This is a genomic window from Falsiroseomonas algicola, from assembly GCF_011040385.1.
In the GTDB taxonomy this organism is placed as follows: Bacteria; Pseudomonadota; Alphaproteobacteria; order Acetobacterales; family Acetobacteraceae; genus Falsiroseomonas; species Falsiroseomonas algicola.
Genome location: NZ_JAAIKB010000002.1, coordinates 29,832 through 52,377, shown reverse-complemented (window position 1 = coordinate 52,377; position 22,546 = coordinate 29,832). Strand labels below are relative to the sequence as shown.

Sequence of the window (22,546 nt, the reverse complement as noted above, 5' to 3'; positions counted from 1 at the left end):
CTTCATTCCGCGCGCATGTTGGCGGCGCGCACCAGGGTGGCCCAGCGGGGGACACTCTCCCGGATCAGATTGCCCAGGACCTCCGGCGGGCCGCCCACGATCTCGAACCCATTGTCGAGCAGGGTGGCGCGGACGCGAGGCTCCGTGAGCGCATCGTTGATGATGGTGTTGAGCCTGGCGATGATGGGCGCGGGCGTGCCGGCGGGGGCCAGCATGCCGTACCAGTTCGGGACATCGTAGCCAGGCAAAGCGATCTCCGCGACAGTCGGCACATCCGGCAGCAGCGGGAAGCGGTTGGGCGTGGTGATGGCGAGCGCGCGCAGCCGCCCGCCGCGGACATGGCCGATGACCGCACCCAGCGTGACGAAGGCGGCATCGACATTGCCGGCGATGAGGTCGTTGATCGGCGTCGCCCCGCCGCGATACGGCACGATGGTCCAGCGCGCGCGCGTCTGGTGCTGGATAACGGCGCCACTCAGATGCCCGCCGGAGCCGATGCCGGAGACCGCGACATTCAGCCGGTCCGGCTCCGCCGTCGCGACGCGCATGAACTCCGCGAAGTCGTTGATGGGGCTGCGGAGATGCGTGACCAGGATGTGCGGGATGCGCGCCATCAGGGTGACGGGGGCGAAGGAGGCGACGGGGTCGTACTCCACGCGGGCGTAGAGCGTCGGGTTCACCGTGAGGCTGTCGAGGCCGATCAGCAGCGTGTGGCCATCGGCCGGCTGCGTCGCGACATGGGCATAGGCCAGGTTGGAACCGGCACCGGGACGGTTCTCGACGAAGAACTGGCCGAGCGAGCGGCGGTTCAACTCCTCCGCCAGGACACGGCCGATGAGGTCCGTGGACCCGCCCGGCGCGACGGGTGCGACGATGCGGACGGGGCGCGAGGGGTAGTCCTGGGCGCGGGCCGTGGCGGGTAGCGCGAGTGCGGCGAGCGTAAGCGCCCGGCGCGTGAAGCGAGGGGACATGGACGGACTCCCGTTGTCGCGGGTCTCTGCCCGCAATCCTTTGCAGAAGACGTGGCAGCGGGGGCGCGGGGCGTCAACGGGCTTGCGTGGGATGACAGAGGGCAGAGCAGGCCAGGGGCGCTGCCCCTGGACCCCGCCGGGGGCCGTGGCGGCCCCCGGGCCCCGCCGTCAATGGAGCCATTTGCAGAGGGCGAGGGCGACATAGGCGGCGGCGACGATGAGATAGAGGGTGGGTTCGAGGGGCATGGCGGACACTCCTTTCGGCTTGTGCGAACGGAGGCTTCAATCCACCCTCGGAAAGGGTCGTGGCGCATCGCCTTTCCGGGTTTCCGGGCGGAAAGGCCGGCAAGGGCGGAAAGCAGAGTGGCGGAAAGGGCCTTTCATGAACTGCTTGCCGGGCACCTGGACGCGGGGACGCGGCCGGGGCTGAAGCCGGGTGCCGTGGGGGCGAAGTGGACGGCGGTGTCGTTCGGCAAGGCTGTCAGCTTTGAAGACCGCACGATCCGCAACTGGCGCAACGCCAGCACGCTGCCCGATTCCGAGGCCTTGGCCTTCATCCTGGCCGCGCTATTCGGCGACGACGCGGCGCTGCGCGCTGACCGCGCCGCCCTGCAAGAGGCCTGGGATGCCGCACAACGCCGGCGGCTGGAGCGGACGCCACAACAAGCATCCGGCCTGCGCTTCCGGGTTGAAGGCGAGCAGTTCGTCAGCGACGCCACGCCGGACCCGAACGACGCGGCCGCCGCGCGGGACGCGGCGGTGCGGCAGCAATTCGAGATCGTCCGGCAATCGGTGGCGAAACTCCGTGGGTTGGTAGAGCGGCGGCACAACAGTCTGACGCCGTACTGGGACGATCTTCTGCCCTCGGTAACAGCAATCGAGCGCCGGCTAAGCGGCCCGATCGAGGCGCTGCTGCCCAACATGAGCTGGTTCTACAACGAAGCCATCGCGATCGGGTCGCTGCTGGAGCAGCAGGCAAGCCTGCTGGCGCGCGCGGAGGAGGGTGAGAACCCGCTGCCGGGCGATCTGCATCGGGTGCTTGGCGACATGGTCGGCGCGCTGGCGCTGCTGGTTCGGGGTTTTCCATCTAACAGGGAGCGAGACGCCCAATTTGCCATGTTCTGGGACCGCGATGCGGTGACGGCGGCACGGGCTGTGAAGGCGATGGCTGCCGGGCTGCTGGCCGCCCCGGAAGCGGCGTTGTTGGATGCGGTGGAACGGACGGCGGAACGGCCTAGCGTCCAGGGCGATAAGGCAAAGGGGAGCCTGATTGCGAGCATCGGCAATCTGGCGCTGGCAGCGACGGTGAGCCTGATGCTGTCCGGCGTCGCCAATGAGTCGCCCTTCATCAAGAAGGTCAGCCAGTTTGTAGTGCGGATCGAGGAGCCCATCGGGCGGGTCCTGGGCAGCCTGCCGCAGGATATCGGGGCGGCCATCCGGTTCGCGATGGATATGGCGAAGGGACTGCCGGATGCCTTACCGCCGCGACGCATCGAGCGCGTGTCGCCGTCCACATCCGCCGGCGAAGTGCAAGAGGACCCACATACTGAAGACCAAGCGCCAAGTCCTGACGCTTTATACCCACCAAGATATAATTTCTGGAAGCTTCTCGAATACATCGAAGCGGGGGCCACACCCCCCGCATACATGGCTCAGCATGTCGTTGAGCTCAATCTTCATGGACGGCGTGTGCCAGACGCTTCGGTATTGCTTCACCTTCCTAATTTGCGCCGCTTAGGCTTCAGAAAATCAGGCGCGCCTGACCTGTCCCAGTTCAATCTGGCACACTCGCTGCGAGAGGTCGCAATAGCAAGGACGGATTTCACGTACGCGGCAGAGCCTAGATTTCCTGCATCCCTAAAAAAACTGAATATTTCGGGGTCGAATTTTAGAAGCCTTGATTTTTTAACAGAGCTGATCGCCCTCGAAGAACTGTCCTTAGGCGAAGTCGAAGTGCAGTCTCATTTTACATGGAACTCAGCGCCATTGAGGCATCTAGCTGGCCTGACGCATCTGGCTGTCTACAACAATGAAAACTTCGGTGTCGACTCCTTGAAGGACCTGACTAGACTCCACACCTTGAAACTGGAGCAAACGGGAATCCACGACCTGACGGAACTTGCAACGCTCAGGACCGTCCGCCACCTCAGTATCGCAGGCAACGCCGCTCATGATTTTATGCCACTCTCTAACATGACAGAGCTCAGGTCGCTAAAGCTGAGCAACACGCCAGTGACTGATTTGAGAGCGCTATCGAAGCTCCAAAAGCTCGAAACACTAAATCTATGCAACACCAATGTCCGTGATCTGCGACCGATAGCGCAGCTGCCAAATCTGAAATCCATTTATTTTCTCGAAAGTGACGCGATAGACGAGGCAATGGTGTCAGCATTCACGGCAATGGCGCCGCAGGTGCGCATCGTCCGCAACGCGCACGCCTACCATGCCGATACGCTCTCGGTGGCAGCCATCGCGTTTCAGCCATATGAAGAGTTGCCGCCTTAATGCTTTTGAGCGAAGGGGCGTTTGCTCGTACAAAGCCCCGACCGCTCATCACCGCATTACGGTCCGTCTTCCTCGATCTCCCACCCCTGCGCGAGGTATCGCGCCAAGATCGCCTCGTGGCGGTCGTCCTTGTGGCTTTCGATCACCTCGTCCTCGCCGTCCAGGACTTCGGTCTGGCCGTTGGCGGTGACGATGACGAGGGTGGCGGTTTCGCCTTTCATCAGGACGGTTTCGCGCATGGGGGGGCCTCTGGTTGGTGCGTCAGGGCGCGCCGTACCCCCACCCTGCCTCCCCCGCAAGCGCGGGGGAGGAGTTGTGGCGCGCGGGGTCGTCGGTTGGTTCGCGTTCCCCGTCCTGGCGCCAAACTGCCGACGGTCCAGGGGCATCACGCCCCTGGCGGAAGGGGTTTGGGGAAGGCGGAGCCTTCACCAAGCTTCACGAGAAGTGGCTAAGCCCCCTCACCCAACCCTCTCCCCCCGTCAGGGGGAGAGGGCTTTTTGTCACCGCTTGCGCAGGAAGGCCGGTGCGGCGTCGCGGAAGTCGCCGTCGCGCCAGGCGCGGTCCTTGGACGCGGCCGTTGCGGGGGCGGTCGGGCGGCGGACGGGGGCTTCGCCGCCGCGGGGCGTGCTCGGCTTGGCGGGGCGGGCCTGCTGGGGCGGGCGCTGGCCGCCGCCGCCACCACCGCCGGAGCGGCCTCGGCCGCCGGGCTGGCCGCGACCGCGGCCGGCGCCAGCACCGGCCGCGGGCTTGATGGCGTCGGGGCGGCCCTGGGTGCGGTACATGGGCACGGAGACGTCCTGGCGCTCATCGGTCGCCGGGATGGGCATGCGGATCAGTTTCTCCACCTGCCACAGCTTCTCCCGCTCATCGGGCGCGCACATGGCGACGGCGATGCCGGAGGCGCCGGCGCGGGCGGTGCGGCCGATGCGGTGGACATAGGCTTCGGGCGTGTCCGGCATGTCGTACTGGATCACGTGGGTCACGCCGTCCACGTCGATGCCGCGGGCGGCGATGTCGGTGGCGACGAGGACGGGCGCGCGGCCGGACTTGAAGTCGGCGAGGGCGCGTTCGCGCTGGCCCTGGCTCTTGTTGCCGTGGATGGCGTTGGCGGCGATGCCGTCGGCCTCCAGGTTCTTCACGATGCGGTCGGCGCCGTGCTTGGTGCGGGAGAAGACGAGCGCGCGGCCGACGCCGTCCATCCGCAGCAGTTCCGCCAGCTTGGCGCGCTTGCGGCCCTGTTCGATGACGACGAGCTTCTGGGTCACGCGCTCGGCGGTGGAGGAGACGGGCGCGACCTCGACGCGGATGGGGTCGCGCAGGATCTCGCCGGCCAGCTTGGCGACTTCCGTCGGCATGGTGGCGGAGAAGAACATGGTGTGCCGGGGCTGGGGCAGCTTCGGCAGGATGCGGCGGATGGCGGGCCAGAAGCCCTTGTCCAGCATCTGGTCGGCCTCATCGAGGACGAGCGCATTCACCATGTCGAGGCGCGCGGAGCCCTCATCCATGTGGTCCTGCAGGCGGCCCGGCGTGGCGACCAGGATGTCGATGCCATGAGCGAGCGCGCGGCGCTGCGGGCCATGGGGCACGCCGCCGAAGATGACGGCGACGGAGAGGCCCATGTGCCGGCCATAGGCCTTCAGGCTGTCGGCGATCTGGCTGGCCAGTTCGCGCGTCGGCGAGAGGATGAGCGCGCGGCAGCCGCCGCGGGGCGGGCGGCCCTTGGATTCGGCGAGGTTGTGCAGCAGCGGCAGGCCGAAGGCGGCGGTCTTGCCGGTGCCGGTCTGGGCGATGCCGAGGATGTCCTTGCCCTTCAGGGCGTGGGGGATGCTGTCACGCTGGATCGGGGTGGGGGTGGTGTAGCCCTCCTCCTCCAGCGCCTGGAGGATGCGGGGGGCGAGGCCGAGTTCGGCGAAGGTCGTCATGAAGAATGATCAAATCCGGTCATCCCGCGCGGCGCGGTGCCGGGCGGGAGGGTGGTGGAAGGACCTGCCCGCGTGCCGGGGCCGGTCCGATGTTGTCCACTGAGGCGCGGCTGCCCGGGGCTTTGGTCCCCTTCGGCAAGTGCCGCGTGCTGCGCCCCGGTCCGGGCCTCCGTCCGCGCCTGAGTCCCTGGTTGGGGTCCGGCGCCAGGCCCGCTCACGCGGCCGGGGCGCGGCGGGACATCGCCCGCCGACGGGGCGGTAGATAGGACAGTATGGTTAACCGGACAAGAACTATCCGCGGATGGGACGGATCAACCTGTCGGAAGGCGGTGGAAGCCGGGGTCGCCGGGGGGTTCGGCCAGGCTTTCGTCGATCAGGTCCACGCGGGCCAGCATGGGGCCGCGGCGGCAGGCGGAAAGCAGCGTCAGGACGGCACCTTCCTCCCCGGCGACCAGGGCCTGGACGCTGCCATCGGGCCGGTTGCGCACCCAGCCCTGCAGGCCGAGGCGGTTGGCCTGCTTCACCATCCAGTCGCGGTAGCCGACGCCCTGGACCCGCCCCTCGATCCGGAGGAGCCGGGCCTTCATGCGGCGGCGAGGGTGACGAGACGCGCGGCGAGCGCGATGTCGGCCGCGGCGCCGGCCCGGCGGGCGGTGGATTCGGGGTCCGTGCCCCAAAGCTCCTCCTGGAAGGTCTCGTCCAGGGTGGCGAGGCGGTGCGCCTCCTCCGGCGCCAGGTGCCCGCCGGCGACGGCGAGGCCGAGGACCAGGCTGCCGAGCGCCGGCACGGCGACGCCGAGCGCGGCCAGGGCGAGCGGCGTCTGGCGTTCGACGGCGTGGTGCAGGGCGCGGAGGGCCTGTTCCGTCTGCGCCACGGGCATGACGCCGGTGGTGACGCGGAGCGGCGCGTCGAGTGCGCGGGCGGACCAGGCGAGCCAGGGGTCCCAGGCCTCCGCCTGGCGGGCGGCGAGCTTGGATTCGCTCGCGCGGTAGCAGAGCAGGTCGCTTTCGCCGTAGCGGGCGATGGCAGCGACCGTGCCGGCGGGGTCGGGCGCGATGCGTTCCTCGGCAGTGCCGACCAGGCGGGTCAGCGGCACCTGTTCGGGGCGCATCTCGCCCCCCTTGGTGCCGCCGGCCTGGCGCCATTCCTCGGCGATGGCCTCGGCGAGGTCACGCGTCGCGACGCGGAGCTTCGCGCCGGAGGGAAGGCGCACGGGACGGCCATCGAGCAGGATGGCGAAGCCCCCCTCCGCCTCCTCGGCCCGCGCGTCGTCCCAGAAGCGCTTCACGCGAAGACCCGGCTCAGCGCGCCTGGGCGGCGGCGCGGGTCGTCGCGGCCGGGCGGATGCGCGCCGGCGTGGCGCGTTCCGGGCAGGCGGGCGCGGCCATCGGGTTCAGGATGTTGCGGTCGGAGGCCAGCGTGGCCAGGGAGTTCATGTCGGACTGCGCGAGCGCGACCTGGAACAGGGCCACGGCATTCGGGCAGAAGGCCGTGCCCTGGCGCAGGCCGTCCTGCGAATGGTCGTTGGCGAGCTGGGTGATGAAGCCATCGCGGGCGCGGGCGAAGTTGCCGCCGCCGGTGCGGCGGAAATGCGTCTCGATGGAGGAGTAGGCGCTGCCGAGTTCGCGGCGGAACTTGGTGACGAAGGCGTTGTAGTCCGCGTCGCGGCTGCAGGTCAGCGCGGTGACCATCAGCTGGCTCTGCAGGGCGCGGATCTCGAAGGCCGAACGCTCGGCGGGCTGGACGCAGGCCTGGGCGAAGGCCGGCCCGGCGATGCCGGCGGCGGCCAGGCCGGCGAGAAGGCGATAGGCGATGGTGGCGCGACGCATGGCGCGGGAACTCCCCCTTGAGGATGCCATGCCTGCCGCATCGGCTCGCGCCGCGCAACCATCGTTGCGTGACCCGAGCAGAGGGTGGGGCCCCCCGGCCCCCTCGGCATCCCCGGAATGGGGGAAGTCTAGCCTAATCCGGGGCCTGACGCACGCGGTTGAAGCGTCATCCGAGCACGCCGAAGAGCCAGAGCAGGATGATGATCGGGATGGGGATGCCGATGAGCCACAGGAGGATGCCGCGCATGCCACGTCTCCACGAGGGTTGCCCAGATGGGTAGTGGGGCGGCAACGCGGGGTCAGGCGGCTCGTTTCGCGCCCGCCCCCGCCTTGGGACGTTGCAATTTCGCGAGGCCGGCGAGGCGGCGGTCGAGGAAGGCCAGCGTCCGCGGGAAGCCCTCCTCCTCATCCTGCAGCCAGAAGGCCAGCGTCGCGCCATAGACGCCGGCGAGGGTGGCGCGGCGGGTGTACCAGGAGAAATCGGCGGAGGTGTCGCCGGCCGCCGCCCACATGGCGTCCGCGGTGCGCGCCACGGTGCGCATGGCGGAGGGGACGTTCCAGGGCAGCGCCTGGTGGCCGAGCGCCAGGCGGATCGCCTCCCGGTGCGGGGCGGCCTGTTCCAGCCGGATCACGATGACGCGGCGGATGCGGGCGGGGGTGCGCAGCGCCGAGAGGTCCTCGGCAGCGGCCGCCGCCTCCATCTCCCGGTCCGCCAGGTCGCACCAGGCCTCGATCGCCTCCACCGGTCCGCGCGGGAAGAGCCAGTCCTGCTCCAGCGCGTCGCGGCCGAGATCGGCGAGGCCGGCGGACAGGGCCGCGCGGGTCCAGCCGAGGCTCGGCACATGCGGGAGCGCGGCGCGGAGCGCGCTGTCCCGTTCCTCGCTGCGTTCGATCATGCGGCGTCTCCCTGGGTGGCGCGGGCCTGGACGGCGGCGCGGGACAGTTCCTCGGTGAAGCCGAGCAGGCTGAGATCCGGCATCCGCATGGGGTAGAGCACGCCGTCCAGGTGGTCGGTCTCATGCTGCATGACGCGGGCGGCCAGGCCGGCGGCCTCCCCCTCCATGCGGTTGCCGTCGATGTCGAAGCCGCGGAAGCGGATGCGCTTGGCGCGCGGGACGCAGCCGCGGAGGCCGGGGATGGAGAGGCAGCCTTCCCAGGCATCCTCCGTCTCCTCCCCCACCGGCTCGAGCTCGGGGTTGATGAGGGCGAGGATGTTGCCCGCGCCGCCGCGCCAGACGAAGAGGCGGAGGCCGACATGGACCTGGGGGGCGGCGAGGCCCAACCCCTGGGCATCCTCCATCGTCTCCGCCATGTCGGCGACCAGGCGGCGGATCTCGGGGGCGCTCGGGTCCTCCACCCGCAGGGCGGGCTTGATCAGGACGGGATGGCCCATGCGGGCGATCTTCAGGATGGCCATGGCGGCGGGAGTTCCGGATGCTGCGGGCGCGAAGAGGGCGCTGGCCTTAACGTAATGCGTGCCGGGCGGTGCGGGAGGGTCTTTCACAGCGCCGGGCGCCCATGCTATGGCACCCGCCTTCGCGTCGGCCGGTCCGGGCAAGCCCGGAACCGGTCGGCGCGCATCCGCGTTTCGTGCCATCAACCCCCAGTGAACCAAGGAGGTTCCACCGCGTGCAGGTCGTCGTCCGCGACAATAACATCGACCAGGCCCTGAAGGCGCTGAAGAAGAAGCTCCAGCGCGAGGGCGTGTTCCGTGAAATGAAGCTCCGCCGCCACTACGAGAAGCCGTCCGAGCGCCGCGCCCGCGAGGCGGCGGAAGCCGTTCGCCGCGCCCGCAAGGTGGAGCGCAAGCGCCTGGAGCGCGAGGGCTTCTGAGCCGTCCTTCCCGAGTCCCGGCGCGAGCGCCGGGTTCCGGGAGGTAGCGCCAGGCCTGCGGGGGCAGGACCCCCTCCCCGCCCTCCCCGGCGGAGCATGATGCCGACACCGATCGATGGTCGGTTCCGATGCCGAAAGGCCGCGGTGCGATGGCTTGTGCCCTCGCTAGCCGCGGCTTTTGGCGTTGTTGCCTTCCCAATCCGCATGTTGCGGCGCAGCAGGAAAGCCTGTAGCCCTGCCGCGATGGGTCGAAACCTCGTTCGCCTGAGGGCTGTGCTGGCGCCGCCGTAACGGCGGTCCTTGCCGGTTAGCGAATCGTCGCCGCAGCACCGCGCGGCACGTCCTGAGGCCTGGCCGCCTGCGCGGCCCGCAAGACCCGAGCATTGCCATGTCCCTCTCGAAACTCCGCGCCGAATGGGCGCCGGACATCACGCGCGACCTGCTGGCCGGCACGGTCGTCGCGCTCGCTCTGATCCCGGAGGCGATCGCCTTTTCCATCATGGCGGGGGTCGATCCGAAGCTCGGCCTCTACGCCTCCTTCTGCATCGCCGTCGTCACCGCCATCGCCGGCGGCCGGCCGGCCATGATCTCAGCCGCCACGGGCGCCATGGCGGTGGTGATGGTGACGCTGGTGCGGGATCACGGCGTACCCTACCTGCTGGCCGCAACGATCCTGACCGGCGTCCTGCAGATCGGCGCCAGCCTGTTGCGGCTCGGCGACCTGATGCGCTTCGTGTCGCGGTCGGTCGTGACCGGCTTCGTCAATGCGCTGGCCATCCTGATCTTCATGGCGCAGCTACCGGAACTGGTCGGGCCCCGGTGGGAGATGATGGGCTGGCCAGTCTATGCGATGGTCGCGGTGGGACTGGTCATCATCTACGGGCTGCCGCGGATCACGACCGTCATCCCCTCCCCCCTCGTCACCATCGTGCTGCTGACGGGCTTCGCCATGGCAACGGGGCTGGATGTCCGGACGGTGGGCGACATGGGCGAATTGCCGAGCGACCTGCCGGCCTTCGCCTGGCCCAGCGTGCCGCTGAACCTGGAGACGCTGCGCATCATCCTCCCCTATGCGGCGACGCTCGCGATGGTCGGGTTGCTGGAAAGCCTGATGACGGCGGCGATCATCGACGAGATGACGGACACGGATTCGAACAAGAACCGGGAATGCGCGGGACAGGGGCTCGGCAACATCACGGCGGGGTTGTTCGGCGGCATGGCGGGCTGCGCGATGATCGGGCAGTCCGTCATCAACGTCTCCTCCGGCGGCAGGGGGCGGCTGTCCTGCCTCTGGGCGGGTGTCTTCCTGCTGTTCCTGATCGTGGCCCTTGGCCCCTGGGTGACGCAGATCCCGATGCCAGCGCTGGTGGCGGTGATGGTCATGGTCTCGATCAACACCTTCCAGTGGCACTCGCTGCGCACGCTGGTCACGCATCCCCGCAGCTCCAGCATCGTCATGCTGGCCACCGTCGGCGTGGTGCTGGCCACGCATGACCTGGCGAAGGGCGTGCTGGCGGGGGTGGTGCTGAGCGGGCTGTTCTTCGCACAGAAGGTTTCCCGGTTCTTCGGCGTGGAGTCGCTGATGGAAGACGGGGTGCGGCGCTATCGCGTGACGGGGCAGATCTTCTTCGCCACCGCCGAGGCCTTCCACGGCGCCTTCGACTTCCGGGAGGAGGCGAAGGGCGTGGTGATCGACCTGCATGCCACGCATTTCTGGGACATCACCGCGATCAACGCGCTGGACCGCGTGGTGCTGAAGTTCCGCCACCACGGGGTGCCGGTGGACATCACGGGCATGAACGAGGCGACGCGCAGCCTGGTGGACAGGCTTGGCCGGCACGACAAGCCCCCGGGACCGAACGGGACAGCGGTGGCCTCCGCCGGGCATTGATCTTGCCCGCCTGGCGCCTGGCGCCCTCTACTCGCAGCGGACAGCTGGAGGCGGGGCCATGGACATGCCGGTGCAGGTTGGGGACCGGGAGGAAGCGCTGAAGGCACGCGCCCGACGCGTGCTGCCGGGCGGCACCTTCGGCAACTTCCCTGGCGACGTCATCGTCAGCCATGGCCAGGGCGGGCGCGTCTGGGACGTGGCGGGGCGGGAATATGTCGATTTCCTGTTGGGCTCCGGTCCGATGTTCATCGGCCATGGCCATCCCGAGGTGCTGGAAGCGGTGCGGGAGCAGCTTTCGCGCGGCACCACCTTCTTCGCCAACAACGAGGCCGGCATCGCCCTGGCCGAGGCGATCGTGGAAGCCGTGCCCTGCGCGGAGCAGCTGCGCTACGTCTCCTCCGGCTCCGAGGCCGATCTCTACGCCATGCGACTCGCCCGCGCCTTCCGCGGCCGCGACCGGATCGTGAAGTTCGAGGGCGGCTACCACGGCATGAGCGATTACGGGCTGATGTCGCTGGCGCCCCGGCAGCTCGCCAACTTCCCGCAGGCGGTGCCGGACAGCCCGGGCATCCCCCGCGCGGTGCGGGACGAGGTGCTGGTCTCGCCCTTCAACGACCTCGAGGCCGTGACACGGCTGGTGGAGGCGCGGCACGAGGAGATCGCGGGCATCATCGTGGAGCCGCTGCAGCGGCTGATCCCGCCGGCGCCGGGGTTCCTCCAGGGGCTGCGCGACCTCTGCACGCGCTTCGGGATCGTGCTGATCTTCGACGAGGTCGTGACGGGCTTCCGCTTCGCCTATGGCGGCGCGCAGGACTACTACGGCGTGACGCCGGATCTCTGCACGCTGGGCAAGGTGATCGGCGGCGGGTTTCCGCTGGCCGCGGTGGTGGGCAGGGCCGAGATCATGGCGCTGTTCGACCGTGCGGCGGTGGGCGAGGACCGGTTCCTGATGCAGGTGGGGACGCTGTCCGGCAACCCGATCGCCGCCGTGGCGGGGCTCAAGACGCTGGAAGTGCTGCGCCGGCCCGGCGCCTATGAGGGCGTCTTCGCGCGCGGCCGGGCGCTGATGGACGGGCTGGCGGCGGAGGTCGCGCGCGCCGGAATCGCGGCGCAGGTGGTGGGCGAGCCTCCGCTCTTCGACCTGGTCTTCACCGAGGGGGCGGTGGGCGACTATCGCGCGACGCTGCGGGCGGACAAGGCGATGGCCGCGCATGTGAACCGCGCCATGCGTGCCGGCGGCATCCTGAAGGGCGACAGCAAATACTACATCGCGACGGCGCATGAGGATCGCGACATCGACCAGGCGCTGGCCTCTTTCGCCACGGCCATGCGAACCCTGCCTTCCCAGGCGGGGTAACGCGGCCGGGCAACGCAGCGTTCACAATGCGGGACCAAACCGGCAGCACGCACAGTGCCGGGACGGCAGGAATGGTCACCAGCGATCAGCGGCTCCACCGCGTGGTCTATACGAGCCGCCTTTGCGAGGACCAGGCCGACGTCGAGGACCAGGTGGTGGCGCGGATCGTGGATTCGGCGCGGCGCAACAATCCCCGCCGCGGCGTCACCGGCGTGCTGGTCCACGGCAAGGGCGCCTTCGCCCAGGTGCTGGAAGGCAGGCCGCTGGTGGTGCGCGGCCTGCTGACGGTGATCCAGCGCGACACGCGGCACACCGACATGCGCGTGGTGAAGGTGGATGTGGTGGAGGACCGCATCTTCCCGAGCTGGAGCATGGCCCTGCTGCGGGACCTGGACGAGGTGCCGGCGGAATTCGCGGCGGGCAATGCCTCCCTCCTCATGCTCATGCGGCTGCGCACGCTGCTGCATACCGGCGAACTCGGGGCCTGAGACTGCGCTTAACCGCGCATTAGGGTTCGTCCCATATAAGATATTCGCCTCACAGGAGGCGATCACTCCCATGTCGAGCCTTCCCGCTCCGCTGACGCGAATCATCTACACCAGCCGTCGCGCCGCCCAGACCATGCATCTGGAGGAGGCAGCGCTGGTGGAGCAGATCCTCGGCGTGTCCCGCGTGAAGAACGCGACCTGGCGCCTCTCGGGGCTGCTGGTGTCCGGCCATGGCCGCTTCGCGCAGACGCTGGAGGGGCCGCCGGATCTGGTGGCGGGGATGTTCGACGTGATCCGGCAGGATGAGCGGCATCACGACGTGCGGCTGCTGCACCAGGCGCCGACGCCATCGCGCTGCTTCGCGACCTGGACGATGGCCTATCTCTCGGATCTCGACATGGTGCCGGCGGAGATGGCGATCCGGAACGACGCCATGGCGCTGGTGCTGACCCTGCGGGCCGTGGTGCGCGGCGGGCCGGCGGCCTTCGCGGCGACGCCCTTCGGCACGGTGGCCGAGGCGGCCTGAACGAAAAAGGGGGCCGCCTCGGCGACCCCCCTTCCCGTCGTTCCTGCCCGGAAGCGCCGGGCGCCCGGCCGCCTTTCGGCGGCCGCCGTGTGAAGTGCCGCGATTACTTCTGCAGGCTCTGCACGATCTGCTGCGTGACCTTCTTGGCGTCGCCGAACAGCATCATCGTGTTGGGGCGGAAGAACAGCTCGTTCTCCACGCCGGCATAGCCGGACGCCATGCCGCGCTTGACGAAGAACACGGTCTTGGCGCGCTCCACGTCGAGGATCGGCATGCCGTAGATGGCGGAGGACTTGTCGGTCTTGGCCGCGGGGTTCGTCACGTCGTTCGCGCCGATGACGTAGGCGACGTCGGCGTCGGCGAATTCCGCGTTGATCTCCTCGAGCTCATGCACCTCGTCATAGGGGACGTTCGCTTCGGCCAGCAGCACGTTCATGTGGCCGGGCATGCGGCCCGCGACGGGGTGGATGGCGTAGGAGATCTCGGCGCCTTCCTTCTTCAGCAGGTCCGCCATTTCGCGGACGACCTGCTGCGCCTGGGCCACCGCCATGCCGTAGCCCGGCACGATGATGATCTTCTGCGCGTTCTTCATGATGTAGGCCGCGTCTTCCGGGCTGCCGGCCTTCACCGGCGCACGGTCCGCGGCACCCGCGCCGCCGCCCGCCGCCGCCGCGCCGCCATCACCGCCGAAGCCGCCCAGCAGCACGTTGACGATGCTGCGGTTCATGCCCTTGCACATGATGTAGGACAGGATGGCGCCGGAGGCACCGACCAGCGCGCCGGTCACGATCAGCAGCAGGTTGCCGATGGTGAAGCCGATGCCCGCCGCCGCCCAGCCGGAATAGCTGTTCAGCATGGAGACGACGACCGGCATGTCCGCGCCGCCGATCGGGATGATCAGCAGGAAGCCCAGCGCGAAGGACAGGATCGCGATCAGCCAGAACAGGACCGGGCTGCCCGTGATGACGAAGGCGATGACCAGCACCAGCAGCAGCGCGCCGAGCGCCGCGTTCAGCATGTGCTGGCCCTTGAAGATGATGGGCGAGCCGGACATGCGGCCATCGAGCTTCGCGAAGGCGATCACGGAGCCGGAGAAGGTGATGGCGCCGATGGCGAGGCCGAGCGACATCTCCACCAGGGACGCGCCCTTGATGTTGCCGGGCACGCCGATGCCGAAGGACTCCGGCGCGTAGAAGGCGGCCGCCGCCACGAAGACCGCCGCCATGCCGACCAGGGAGTGGAAGGCCGCGACGAGCTGGGGCAGCGAGGTCATCTGGATGCGCTGCGCCAGCACCGTGCCGATGGTGCCGCCGATGGCGAGGCCGGCGAGGACGATGACGATGCCGCCCGCGCCCATGCCGGGTTTCAAGAGCGTGGCGACCACGGCGATCGCCATGCCGACCATGCCGAAGAGGTTGCCCTGGCGGCTGGTCTCGGGGTTCGAGAGGCCGCGCAGCGCCAGGATGAAGAGGACGGAGGCGACGAGATACGCCAGCGTCGAGAGCGTCTGGGCCATCGGCTCAGCTCCCCTTCTTCTTGAACATGGCGAGCATGCGCCGGGTGACCATGAAGCCGCCGAAGATGTTCACCGCGGCCAGCGTCACGGCGAGGAAGCCGAAGATCTTGGCGGCGATGCTGTCGGACAGGCCCGTCGCCAGGATCGCGCCCACGACGATGACGGAGGAGATGGCGTTGGTGACGCCCATCAGCGGCGAATGCAGCGCCGGCGTGACGTTCCACACCACGTGGTAGCCGACGAAGCAGGCCAGCAGGAAGATCGTCAGCAGCAGCAGGAAAGGCTCCGCCGCGGCGGCGACGGGGGCCACGGCCGTGGCCCCGGCGATGGCGAGCTGGCGCGCCTGCTCGGCCAGGGTCATGGCCTCCTGCGCGCGGGCGCTGGCCTGGTTGGCGATGTCGATCGCGTTCATCGGAATGCTCCTCAGGCCAGCGAGGGATGGACCACGGCGCCGCCGCGGGTGAGCGTGACGCCCTTCACGATGTCATCCTCGGCCGGCATGGCGGGCTTCTTCGCTTCCTTGTCCCAGAAGGTGGTCAGGAAGGTCAGGAGGTTGCGCGCATAGAGGGCGGAGGCGGCGGCGGGGATGCGGCCGGGCCAGTTGGTGAAGCCCAGCACCTTCACGCCATTCGCGGTCAGCGTCTCCTGCCCCGGCTGGGTGACGGCGACGTTGCCGCCGGCATCGGCCGCGATGTCCACGATCACGCTGCCCGGCTTCATGGAGGCGACCATCGCTTCCGTCACCAGCGTCGGCGCCTTGCGGCCCTGCACCAGCGCCGTGCAGATGACGATGTCCTGCTTGGCGATGTGCGCGGCGACGACCTTGGCCTGCTCGGCGTAGAAATTGGCGGAGAGCTGCTTGGCGTAGCCGCCCGCGGTCTGGGCCGCCTTGCTCTCCTCATCCTCATAGCCGACGAAGCTGGCGCCGAGGGACTTGATCTCCTCCTTCGCCGCCGGGCGGACGTCGGTGGCGGAGACGCGGCCACCGAGGCGGCGCGCCGTCGCGATGGCCTGCAGGCCCGCGACGCCGGCGCCCATGACGAAGACATTGGCGGCGCTGATCGTGCCGGCCGCCGTCATCAGCATCGGGAAGGCTTTGTCGAAGGCGCCCGCGGCCTCGACCACCGCGCGGTAGCCCGCCAGGTTCGCCTGGCTGGACAGCACGTCCATGGACTGGGCGCGGGTGATGCGGGGCGCCAGTTCCATGGCGCAGGCATCGATGCCGGCGCTGGCATAGGCGCTGGCCGCGTCCTTGTCGGCCTGCAGCGTGCCGATCAGGATGGCGCCGCGCGGGATGAGCGCCTGCTCCGCCGCTTCCGGCGCGCGCACCGCCAGCACGATCCCCGCGCCGGCCAGGGCCGCGGCCGGATCGGCCGCGACCTCGGCGCCCGCCTCGGCATACTGGGCGTCAGGGATGCCGGAGGAGAGGCCGGCGCCGGCCTCCACCGCCACGGTGCATCCCATGCCGATGAGCTTCTTCACCGTCTCCGGCGTGGCGGCCACCCGTGTCTCCGCCGCGCGCCGTTCGCGCAAAACCGCAACGCGCATCAATCCGACCCCCGTGCTCGGCCAAAGTGGCGGGCCATATGAACGGCTGTTTCACCAATGGCAAGCGCGCTGGCCCTGGCGAGGTGCTTCTTCGCGCGGCATTCTGCAAACCTTTGCGGAAAAGGGGGCGCGGATGCTGTTCCGGGAGGCGGCGGATGGCAGCTGGCTGGCGGTGAGCCAGCCCATGCATGCCCTTGTTTCCGGCCAGATGCTGCGCGCCTGGGGGGCGCCCGGCTTCGCCCGGCCGGATCCGTTCGAGGATGTGGCAACGGCCTGCGCCCACCACGATGTCGGCTGGATGGGGTGGGAGGCGGCGCCGACGCTCGACCCCGCCACCAAGCGCCCGCATGTCTTCCGCGCCATCGGCGCCCGATTCCATGCGCCGATGTGGGCGGAGGGCGTGGCGCGCGCGACCGCGAGCTGGGGGCCCTGGGTCGGGCTGCTGGTCAGCCGCCATGGCAGCCTGATCTATTCGCACTACGACGACCGCCACCAGGACCATCCGGAGGACGGCCCCGCCGCGCGCCACTACCGGGAGAGCCAAGCGGCAATCCAGGCGGCGCTGATGGCGCAGATCGGCGCGACGGAGGAACAGGTCGCGACGGCCTCCGCCCTGGTCGCGGTGACGGATGCGCTGAGCCTGGCCGTGTGTGGCGGCATCGCCACCATGGGGGGCGTCGGCCAGGCGCCGATGGCCGATGGGTCGCGGGTGCCCCTGACGCTGACCGAGGGCGACGGCGTGCTGGCCATCGCCCCCTGGCCCTTCATCGTGCCGGAGGTCCGGCTTTCCTGGCGCGGACGGCGCTTCGGCCGCGGCCAGGTCTGGATGACGGAAGCCGCGATGCGCGCCAGCCTGGCCGCCGCGCCAGTGGAGGAAGTGACGGCGCGGCTCGTGCCCGGTTAATCAGGCGGACCGGTCAGCTGACCGGTCCGAGCGCCCGAATGGGCGCCGCGGCAGGTGCGCCACGCCGGAGGCGTGCCTGCGGCACGGTCACGGCGCTGCCGTGACGCCAAGGAAACCGGAGGTTTCCGCGTCACGCCGAGGCGTGCCTGCGGCACGACGCGTCTGAGGGGGCCCTGAAGCGGAACGCGGAAGGGCCGTTGATCAAGCCGCGCGCAAGGCACCCAGCGCCTGGCCGATGCCGCCGCGGAGTTCGTGGCCCTGGCGGGCGACCTCCGTGCTGATGACCTGAAGCTCCTTCACCGCGCCGGAGGTCGCCTCCACGCCCCGGCTGAGATGCACCACGGCGTCGGAGACGCGGGTGGTGCCGCCGGCGCCGACCGTCGCGCTGCGCGCGATCTCCTGCGTCGCGGCGCCCTGCTGGGTGACGGCGGCGGCGATGGACTGAGCGATGGCATCGACCTCCCCCACCACCGTGCCGATGCCGCGGATGGCGTCCACCGCGCCGGTGGAGGCGCTGCGGATGGCCTCGATCTGGCTCGCGATCTCCTCGGTCGCCTTGGCGGTCTGGCTGGCCAGCGTCTTCACCTCGCTCGCCACCACGGCGAAGCCCTTGCCAGCCTCACCGGCGCGCGCCGCCTCGATGGTGGCATTGAGGGCGAGGAGGTTGGTCTGGCCGGCGATGCCGGAGATCAGGCGCACGACGTCGCCGATCCGGGCCGCGCTTTCGGTCAGGCCGCCGACGGCGATGTCGGCGCGGCGCATCTCCTCCACCGCGCGGCGGGCGACGGCGGCGGCATCGTCCACGCGCTGCGTGATCTCGTTGACCGACATGGAGAGTTCCTCCGCCGCCGCGGCCACGGTCTGGACGTTGCCGCTGGCTTCCTGCGCGCCGGCGGCGACTTCCCGGACCTGGGTCGCGGCGCTCTCGGCCGTGCCGCGCAGCACGTCGGTGGCGCCGGCGAGGTCGGTGGCGGAACGGCCCAGCGCTTCCACGATGCCGCCGACCGCGCTTTCGATGGAATCGGCGGCGCGGCGCGTCGTCTCGATGCGGTCGCGCTCCGCCTGCTCGCGCAGCGTTGCGGCCTCGGCCTCCAGGCGCTTGCCCTCCAGCAGTTTCGCATGCAGCACGGTGGCGGCGGCGGCGATGCGGCCGACCTCATCCTTGCCCACGGGCGGCAATACCACCTGGTCGAGCCGGCCTTCCGCCATGGTGTCGATGGCCGCCGTCAGCCGGCCGAGCGGCTTCGCCACGGTTTCGCGCACACGCCAGAGGATCAGCGCCAGGACGAGCACGACGGCGATGGCGCTGGTGGCAAGCAGCAGCGCCGCGGTGCGATGGCCGGCCTCGACCGTCGCCGCGGTCTCGCGGTCCAGCACCGCGGTCAGCGCCTCGTTGAGCTGGTCGAGGCCACGGTTGAAGGCTTCCCGCGCATTGCGGTTCTGGTCGTTGTTGCCGAGGCGGTTGGCGGCTTCCCGCCCCTCCTCCACGCCGATGCGGGCGAGGTCCGTGCGCATGGTGATGAAGGCGCGGACCGCGGGCTCCACGCCATCGGCCAGGCCCTGGAGTTCCGCCGGCAGGACGCGACGGAGCGCCTGCCATTCCGATTCCGTATCGCGCAGATGGGCCCGCAGACCGTTGGCGAAGCGCTCCGCCTGGGCGCGGTCGGCGGCGAGGTAGAGGCCGCGGCTTTCCATGACGACGGCATAGATTGCGCCGCGCATCCGTTCGATCATCGGCCGCGCGCCGGCCTGCTCGCGCAGTGCCTCCATCGTCTCGGCCTGGCGGCGGTCGGTCTCGAAGGAAACAAGCGCGCCGCCGAGGGCGACGAGGCCGAGGATCGAGGCAAGAATGGCGAAGCGGGCGCCGATGGTACGAAGGCTGAAAAAGGACATTGAGGCACTCCTGGCTCCGAGCCAGGATGGGCGGCAAGTATTGGGTTACCCTTAACGGCGCCGCCGCGCCCCGATATTCGTATGCAATAGGCGAGACTTCGCGAGACTTCCCGACGTCTCAGTCCCGCGGAACGCCCGCCGCCGCCACCGCCGCCGCCTGCCGTTCCGCCACGGCCTGCTCCGAGAAATCCTCGACCAGTTCCATGAAAAGGCGGTGCCAGTTGGCCTGGGCGCGCAGCCGGAAGAAGACGCTGCCGAGGCCGATGGCGGCGCGGTCCATCAGCGGGAATTCGCGCGGGATCTTCACGCCGCCCGTCCGCTTTAGCCCCTCATGCACGGTCTGCGCGACCTTCCGGCCATAGCTGGGGTCGTCGGAGGGCGTGATGGAGCGGACACGATCCTCGACGAGGGGTTCGTAGAGGAAGAGCGCCCAGAGGTTCAGCACCTCCATCGTTTCCTTCGACAGGTTCCGGAAGCCCCAGACGCCATAGGCATGGGCCGCCTTCTCGATGTCGTGGTCGCGCACCGCCTCGTACAGCATCACCACGCCGGTGACGAAGCTGGCGGGGAAGATGCGGATGACGCCGAAATCGAGCAGGTTCACGCCATGCCCGGTCTCGGCATCCTCCCGCACCTGGTAGTTGCCGAGATGCGGGTCGCCATGGATGACGCCGTAGCGGTAGAAGGGCACGTACCAGGCGCGGAAGAGCGCGCGGGCATAGGCGTTGCGCTCCTCCTCGCCAGGGTCTTCCTCCAGCCGCCGCAGGATCGGGCGGCCCTGCAGCCAGGTCATGGTCAGCAGGCGCTTGGTGGTGAGTTCCGGGATCGCCTCCGGCACCGCGACGCCGGGCGTGCCGGCCAGCATGGCGCCGTAGAGGCGCATGTGGGACGCCTCGCGCTCGTAGTCCAACTCCTCCCGCAGCCTTGCCGCGAGTTCGTTGTAGGCCTCCTCGTTGTCGAGGGTGTTGTCCATGCGGCGATAGACGCTCATCGCCAGCTTGAGCTGGCGGAGGTCGGCTTCCACCACGCTCGGCATGTCCGGGTATTGCAGCTTGCAGGCGACGTCGCGCCCATCGGGCAGGGTCGCGCGGTGCACCTGGCCGAGGCTGGCGGCGGCCGCGGCTTCCTGGCCGAACTTCGTGAAGCGGGACTGCCAGGCGGGGCCCAGCTCCCCCTGCATGCGCCGGCGCACGAAGGCCCAGCCCATGGCGGGTGCGTTGGATTGCAGCGTCGCCAGTTCCTGGGCGTATTCCTCCGGCAGCGCCTCCGGCACCGTCGAGAGGAACTGCGCCACCTTCATCAGCGGGCCCTTCAGCCCGCCCAGGATCTGCTTCAGATCCTCCGCATGCGCGGCCTTGTCGGTCTTGATGCCGAGGAAGCGTTCGCCGGCCACGCGGGCGGCGATGCCGCCGACGGCGCCGGAGGTGCGGACCATGCGGCGCACCTCCCCGAACAGGGTGGACTGCTTGCGGTCCTCGGCCATGCTGGTCAGCCCGCCTGTTCGAGTTCGTCGATGAAGCCGCTGATGACGTCGAGCCCCTTGCGCCAGAAGGCGGGGTTCGAGGCATCGAGGCCGAAGGGCGCGAGGAGTTCCTTGTGGCGCTTGGTGCCCCCCGCCTTCAGCATCTCCAGGTACTTCTCCTGGAACCGCGGATGCCCTTCGCGGAAGACGCCGTAGAGGGCGTTCACCAGGCAATCCCCGAAGGCATAGGCATAGACGTAGAAGGGCGTGTGCACGAAGTGCGGGATGTAGGCCCAGTAGACGCCGTAGTCCGGCGTGAAGTCGAAGGCGGGGCCGAGGCTTTCGGTCTGCACCTGCATCCAGATCTCGCCGATCCGCTCATGCGCGACCTCGCCCTTGCGGCGTTCCTCGTGCAGCAGCGTCTCGAAGCGATAGAAGGCGATCTGGCGGACCACCGTGTTCAGCATGTCCTCGACCTTGCCGGCCAGCAGCGCCCGGCGCTTGCGGGGATCCGTCTCCGCATCGAGGACGGCGCGGAAGGTCAGCATCTCCCCGAAGACGGAGGCGGTTTCCGCCAGTGTCAGCGGCGTGGAGGACATCAGGTAGCCCTGCTGCGCGGCCAGCACCTGGTGGACGCCGTGGCCGAGCTCATGGGCCAGCGTCATCACGTCCCGCGCCTTGCCGTGGTAGTTCAGCAGCAGGTAGGGGTGCGCGGAGGGCACGGTCGGGTGCGCGAAGGCGCCGCTCGCCTTGCCGGGGCGCAGCGCCGCGTCGATCCAGGGCTTCTCGAAGAAGGGGGCGGCGATCCGCTCCAGCTCCGGGCTGAAGGCGCCGTAGGCGGCGCGGACGCGCGCCACGGCCTCCGGCCAGGGGATCGTGGTGTCGGCATCGTCCGGCAGCGGCGCGTTGCGGTCCCAGTGCATCAGCTTCGGCAGGCCGAGCCACTTCGCCTTCATCGCGTAGTAGCGGTGGGACAGGCGGGGGAAGCTCTCCCGCACGGCGGCGACGAGGGCGTCCACCACCTCGTCCTCCACCATGTTGGCGCGGTTGCGCGAGGAGGTGGCGCGGGGGTAGCGGCGCCAGCCATCGATGATCTCCTTGTCCTTGGCGAGGACGTTGGTGATCAGGCTGAACAGGCGCACACGCTCCCCGAAGGCCGCCGAGACGCCCTTGGCGGCCGCGGCGCGCACGGCGCGGTCGCCGTCCGAGAGCTTGTTGAGCGCGGCGGAGACGGTGAGTTCCTCGCCCCCCACATCGACGCGCATGGAGGCGACCGTCTCATCGAAGAGGCGGTTCCAGGCGGAGCGGCCCGTGACCTCCTTCTCGTGCAGCAGCTTCTCCAGCTCATCCGACAGCTGATGGGCGCGGAAGACGCGGAGGTCGCGCAGCCAGGGGCGCCAGCGCGCCAGCGCCGGGGAGGAGAGCAGCTTCTGCTCCAGCGCCGCATCCTCCAGCCGGTTGAGTTCGAGCGTCAGGAACAGCAGGTGGCTGCTGATCGTCGTCACCCGTTCCTGGATGGTCTGGTAGAAGCGGCCATTCTCCGCCGATTGCGCATCGCCGGAGAAGACGAGCTGGGCGTAGGACATGGCCCGGCCCAGCACCTCCTCGATCGCCTCATAGGTGGTGATGGCGGCGGCCAGGGCATCGCCGGAGAGGCTGGCGAGGCGGCCGGCATGGCTGGCCTCGAAGGCGCGGGATTCCGCTTCGGCCCTGTCGAGGTCGGCGGCCAGGCGCGGGTCATCCGGCGCGGCATAGAGGTCGGACAGGTCCCAGGCCGGCAGCGCCTGCGCGGTGGCCGGTGCGTGGGAGACGGAATCGGGGGCGGCGGTGATGTTCTGGGTCACCTCCTGCATATAGCCCGCCCTCGCCCAAGGCCAACGGGGGCGGGCCCGATCCTTTTG

Annotated in this window: 21 protein-coding genes; 7 read left to right on the top strand and 14 right to left on the bottom strand. The window is 69.6% G+C overall.

All coding sequences use genetic code 11. The annotated features are described in order from the left end of the window. Window positions 1–2: 2 nt before the first annotated feature. Window positions 3–971: a Bug family tripartite tricarboxylate transporter substrate binding protein gene (locus tag G3576_RS05590; RefSeq protein ID WP_164693372.1), complete on the bottom strand. Its 969-nt coding sequence runs from the start codon at window positions 969–971 to the stop codon at window positions 3–5. Between the two features lie 363 nt (window positions 972–1,334). Between G3576_RS05590 and G3576_RS05585 the strand changes: the two genes are divergently transcribed. Beyond that, window positions 1,335–3,476 (top strand): leucine-rich repeat domain-containing protein, encoded by a 2,142-nt coding sequence (locus G3576_RS05585; protein ID WP_164693371.1) that lies wholly within the window; start codon window positions 1,335–1,337, stop codon window positions 3,474–3,476. A gap of 56 nt (window positions 3,477–3,532) precedes the next feature. Here G3576_RS05585 and G3576_RS05580 read toward each other — a convergent pair whose 3' ends face one another. From G3576_RS05580 to def, 7 genes are all read right to left on the bottom strand, one after another. After that, complete coding sequence (locus G3576_RS05580) at window positions 3,533–3,715, bottom strand: hypothetical protein (protein WP_092961000.1); 183 nt, start codon at window positions 3,713–3,715, stop codon at window positions 3,533–3,535. Between the two features lie 261 nt (window positions 3,716–3,976). Further along, the gene (locus G3576_RS05575) at window positions 3,977–5,398 is read right to left on the bottom strand and encodes a DEAD/DEAH box helicase (RefSeq protein WP_207622678.1); all 1,422 of its coding nucleotides are present in this window, start codon (window positions 5,396–5,398) and stop codon (window positions 3,977–3,979) included. Between the two features lie 311 nt (window positions 5,399–5,709). Then, the gene (locus tag G3576_RS05570) at window positions 5,710–5,985 is read right to left on the bottom strand and encodes an acylphosphatase (protein ID WP_164693370.1); all 276 of its coding nucleotides are present in this window, start codon (window positions 5,983–5,985) and stop codon (window positions 5,710–5,712) included. Further along, window positions 5,982–6,686, bottom strand: a complete 705-nt coding sequence (locus G3576_RS05565) for an ATP12 family chaperone protein (protein WP_164693369.1) — start codon at window positions 6,684–6,686, stop codon at window positions 5,982–5,984. The genes G3576_RS05570 and G3576_RS05565 overlap by 4 nt, the downstream gene beginning before the upstream one ends. Before the next feature lie 13 nt (window positions 6,687–6,699). After that, the gene (locus G3576_RS05560; RefSeq protein ID WP_164693368.1) at window positions 6,700–7,227 is read right to left on the bottom strand and encodes a hypothetical protein; all 528 of its coding nucleotides are present in this window, start codon (window positions 7,225–7,227) and stop codon (window positions 6,700–6,702) included. Between the two features lie 299 nt (window positions 7,228–7,526). Continuing rightward, window positions 7,527–8,123: a COQ9 family protein gene (locus G3576_RS05555; RefSeq protein ID WP_164693367.1), complete on the bottom strand. Its 597-nt coding sequence runs from the start codon at window positions 8,121–8,123 to the stop codon at window positions 7,527–7,529. Further along, window positions 8,120–8,644: a peptide deformylase gene (gene def / locus G3576_RS05550; RefSeq protein ID WP_164693366.1), complete on the bottom strand. Its 525-nt coding sequence runs from the start codon at window positions 8,642–8,644 to the stop codon at window positions 8,120–8,122. The genes G3576_RS05555 and def overlap by 4 nt, the downstream gene beginning before the upstream one ends. Before the next feature lie 212 nt (window positions 8,645–8,856). On the opposite strand from def, the gene rpsU reads away from it, so the two are divergent. From rpsU to G3576_RS05525, 5 genes are all read left to right on the top strand, one after another. Beyond that, entirely contained in the window at window positions 8,857–9,060 is a 204-nt protein-coding gene (rpsU, locus tag G3576_RS05545) for a 30S ribosomal protein S21 (RefSeq protein ID WP_007006360.1), read from the top strand. Between the two features lie 388 nt (window positions 9,061–9,448). Continuing rightward, complete coding sequence (locus tag G3576_RS05540) at window positions 9,449–10,951, top strand: SulP family inorganic anion transporter (RefSeq protein ID WP_164693365.1); 1,503 nt, start codon at window positions 9,449–9,451, stop codon at window positions 10,949–10,951. Between the two features lie 58 nt (window positions 10,952–11,009). After that, window positions 11,010–12,308, top strand: coding sequence for an aspartate aminotransferase family protein (locus tag G3576_RS05535; RefSeq protein WP_207622677.1), 1,299 nt, complete (start codon window positions 11,010–11,012; stop codon window positions 12,306–12,308). Window positions 12,309–12,379: 71 nt separating this feature from the next. Continuing rightward, on the top strand, window positions 12,380–12,796 hold the full coding sequence (locus G3576_RS05530; RefSeq protein ID WP_164693364.1) for a BLUF domain-containing protein: 417 nt from the start codon (window positions 12,380–12,382) through the stop codon (window positions 12,794–12,796). Window positions 12,797–12,866: 70 nt separating this feature from the next. Next, window positions 12,867–13,322: a BLUF domain-containing protein gene (locus tag G3576_RS05525; protein WP_164693363.1), complete on the top strand. Its 456-nt coding sequence runs from the start codon at window positions 12,867–12,869 to the stop codon at window positions 13,320–13,322. Between the two features lie 103 nt (window positions 13,323–13,425). Here G3576_RS05525 and G3576_RS05520 read toward each other — a convergent pair whose 3' ends face one another. The 3 genes from G3576_RS05520 to G3576_RS05510 are packed head-to-tail and all read right to left on the bottom strand — an operon-like array spanning window position 13,426 to window position 16,386. After that, entirely contained in the window at window positions 13,426–14,838 is a 1,413-nt protein-coding gene (locus tag G3576_RS05520) for an NAD(P)(+) transhydrogenase (Re/Si-specific) subunit beta (protein ID WP_164693362.1), read from the bottom strand. Between the two features lie 4 nt (window positions 14,839–14,842). Then, window positions 14,843–15,250, bottom strand: coding sequence for an NAD(P) transhydrogenase subunit alpha (locus G3576_RS05515; RefSeq protein WP_164693361.1), 408 nt, complete (start codon window positions 15,248–15,250; stop codon window positions 14,843–14,845). Window positions 15,251–15,261: 11 nt separating this feature from the next. Further along, window positions 15,262–16,386, bottom strand: a complete 1,125-nt coding sequence (locus G3576_RS05510) for a Re/Si-specific NAD(P)(+) transhydrogenase subunit alpha (protein WP_207622676.1) — start codon at window positions 16,384–16,386, stop codon at window positions 15,262–15,264. A gap of 133 nt (window positions 16,387–16,519) precedes the next feature. On the opposite strand from G3576_RS05510, the gene G3576_RS05505 reads away from it, so the two are divergent. Further along, complete coding sequence (locus tag G3576_RS05505; protein ID WP_164693359.1) at window positions 16,520–17,290, top strand: DUF3891 family protein; 771 nt, start codon at window positions 16,520–16,522, stop codon at window positions 17,288–17,290. Window positions 17,291–17,491: 201 nt separating this feature from the next. Here the strand turns inward: G3576_RS05505 and G3576_RS05500 are convergent, their stop codons facing one another. From G3576_RS05500 to G3576_RS05490, 3 genes are all read right to left on the bottom strand, one after another. Continuing rightward, window positions 17,492–19,183, bottom strand: coding sequence for a methyl-accepting chemotaxis protein (locus G3576_RS05500; RefSeq protein ID WP_164693358.1), 1,692 nt, complete (start codon window positions 19,181–19,183; stop codon window positions 17,492–17,494). 118 nt (window positions 19,184–19,301) lie between these two features. Then, window positions 19,302–20,666: an ABC1 kinase family protein gene (locus G3576_RS05495; RefSeq protein WP_164693357.1), complete on the bottom strand. Its 1,365-nt coding sequence runs from the start codon at window positions 20,664–20,666 to the stop codon at window positions 19,302–19,304. 5 nt (window positions 20,667–20,671) lie between these two features. Then, window positions 20,672–22,498 carry a M3 family oligoendopeptidase gene (locus tag G3576_RS05490; RefSeq protein WP_164693356.1) on the bottom strand — a complete coding sequence of 609 codons (1,827 nt, stop codon included), beginning with the start codon at window positions 22,496–22,498 and terminating at the stop codon, window positions 20,672–20,674. Window positions 22,499–22,546 lie beyond the last annotated feature (48 nt).

Bases quoted from the DNA above. Each gene is read 5' to 3' on its own strand.
- G3576_RS05590 (WP_164693372.1), bottom strand. From the start codon at position 971: ATGTCCCCTCGCTTCACGCGCCGGGCGCTTACGCTCGCCGCACTCGCG.
- G3576_RS05580 (WP_092961000.1), bottom strand. From the start codon at position 3,715: ATGCGCGAAACCGTCCTGATGAAAGGCGAAACCGCCACCCTCGTCATC.
- G3576_RS05575 (WP_207622678.1), bottom strand. From the start codon at position 5,398: ATGACGACCTTCGCCGAACTCGGCCTCGCCCCCCGCATCCTCCAGGCG.
- G3576_RS05570 (WP_164693370.1), bottom strand. From the start codon at position 5,985: ATGAAGGCCCGGCTCCTCCGGATCGAGGGGCGGGTCCAGGGCGTCGGC.
- G3576_RS05560 (WP_164693368.1), bottom strand. From the start codon at position 7,227: ATGCGTCGCGCCACCATCGCCTATCGCCTTCTCGCCGGCCTGGCCGCC.
- G3576_RS05555 (WP_164693367.1), bottom strand. From the start codon at position 8,123: ATGATCGAACGCAGCGAGGAACGGGACAGCGCGCTCCGCGCCGCGCTC.
- def (WP_164693366.1), bottom strand. From the start codon at position 8,644: ATGGCCATCCTGAAGATCGCCCGCATGGGCCATCCCGTCCTGATCAAG.
- G3576_RS05540 (WP_164693365.1), top strand. From the start codon at position 9,449: ATGTCCCTCTCGAAACTCCGCGCCGAATGGGCGCCGGACATCACGCGC.
- G3576_RS05535 (WP_207622677.1), top strand. From the start codon at position 11,010: ATGGACATGCCGGTGCAGGTTGGGGACCGGGAGGAAGCGCTGAAGGCA.
- G3576_RS05530 (WP_164693364.1), top strand. From the start codon at position 12,380: ATGGTCACCAGCGATCAGCGGCTCCACCGCGTGGTCTATACGAGCCGC.
- G3576_RS05525 (WP_164693363.1), top strand. From the start codon at position 12,867: ATGTCGAGCCTTCCCGCTCCGCTGACGCGAATCATCTACACCAGCCGT.
- G3576_RS05520 (WP_164693362.1), bottom strand. From the start codon at position 14,838: ATGGCCCAGACGCTCTCGACGCTGGCGTATCTCGTCGCCTCCGTCCTC.
- G3576_RS05515 (WP_164693361.1), bottom strand. From the start codon at position 15,250: ATGAACGCGATCGACATCGCCAACCAGGCCAGCGCCCGCGCGCAGGAG.
- G3576_RS05510 (WP_207622676.1), bottom strand. From the start codon at position 16,386: ATGCGCGTTGCGGTTTTGCGCGAACGGCGCGCGGCGGAGACACGGGTG.
- G3576_RS05505 (WP_164693359.1), top strand. From the start codon at position 16,520: ATGCTGTTCCGGGAGGCGGCGGATGGCAGCTGGCTGGCGGTGAGCCAG.
- G3576_RS05500 (WP_164693358.1), bottom strand. From the start codon at position 19,183: ATGTCCTTTTTCAGCCTTCGTACCATCGGCGCCCGCTTCGCCATTCTT.
- G3576_RS05495 (WP_164693357.1), bottom strand. From the start codon at position 20,666: ATGGCCGAGGACCGCAAGCAGTCCACCCTGTTCGGGGAGGTGCGCCGC.
- G3576_RS05490 (WP_164693356.1), bottom strand. From the start codon at position 22,498: ATGCAGGAGGTGACCCAGAACATCACCGCCGCCCCCGATTCCGTCTCC.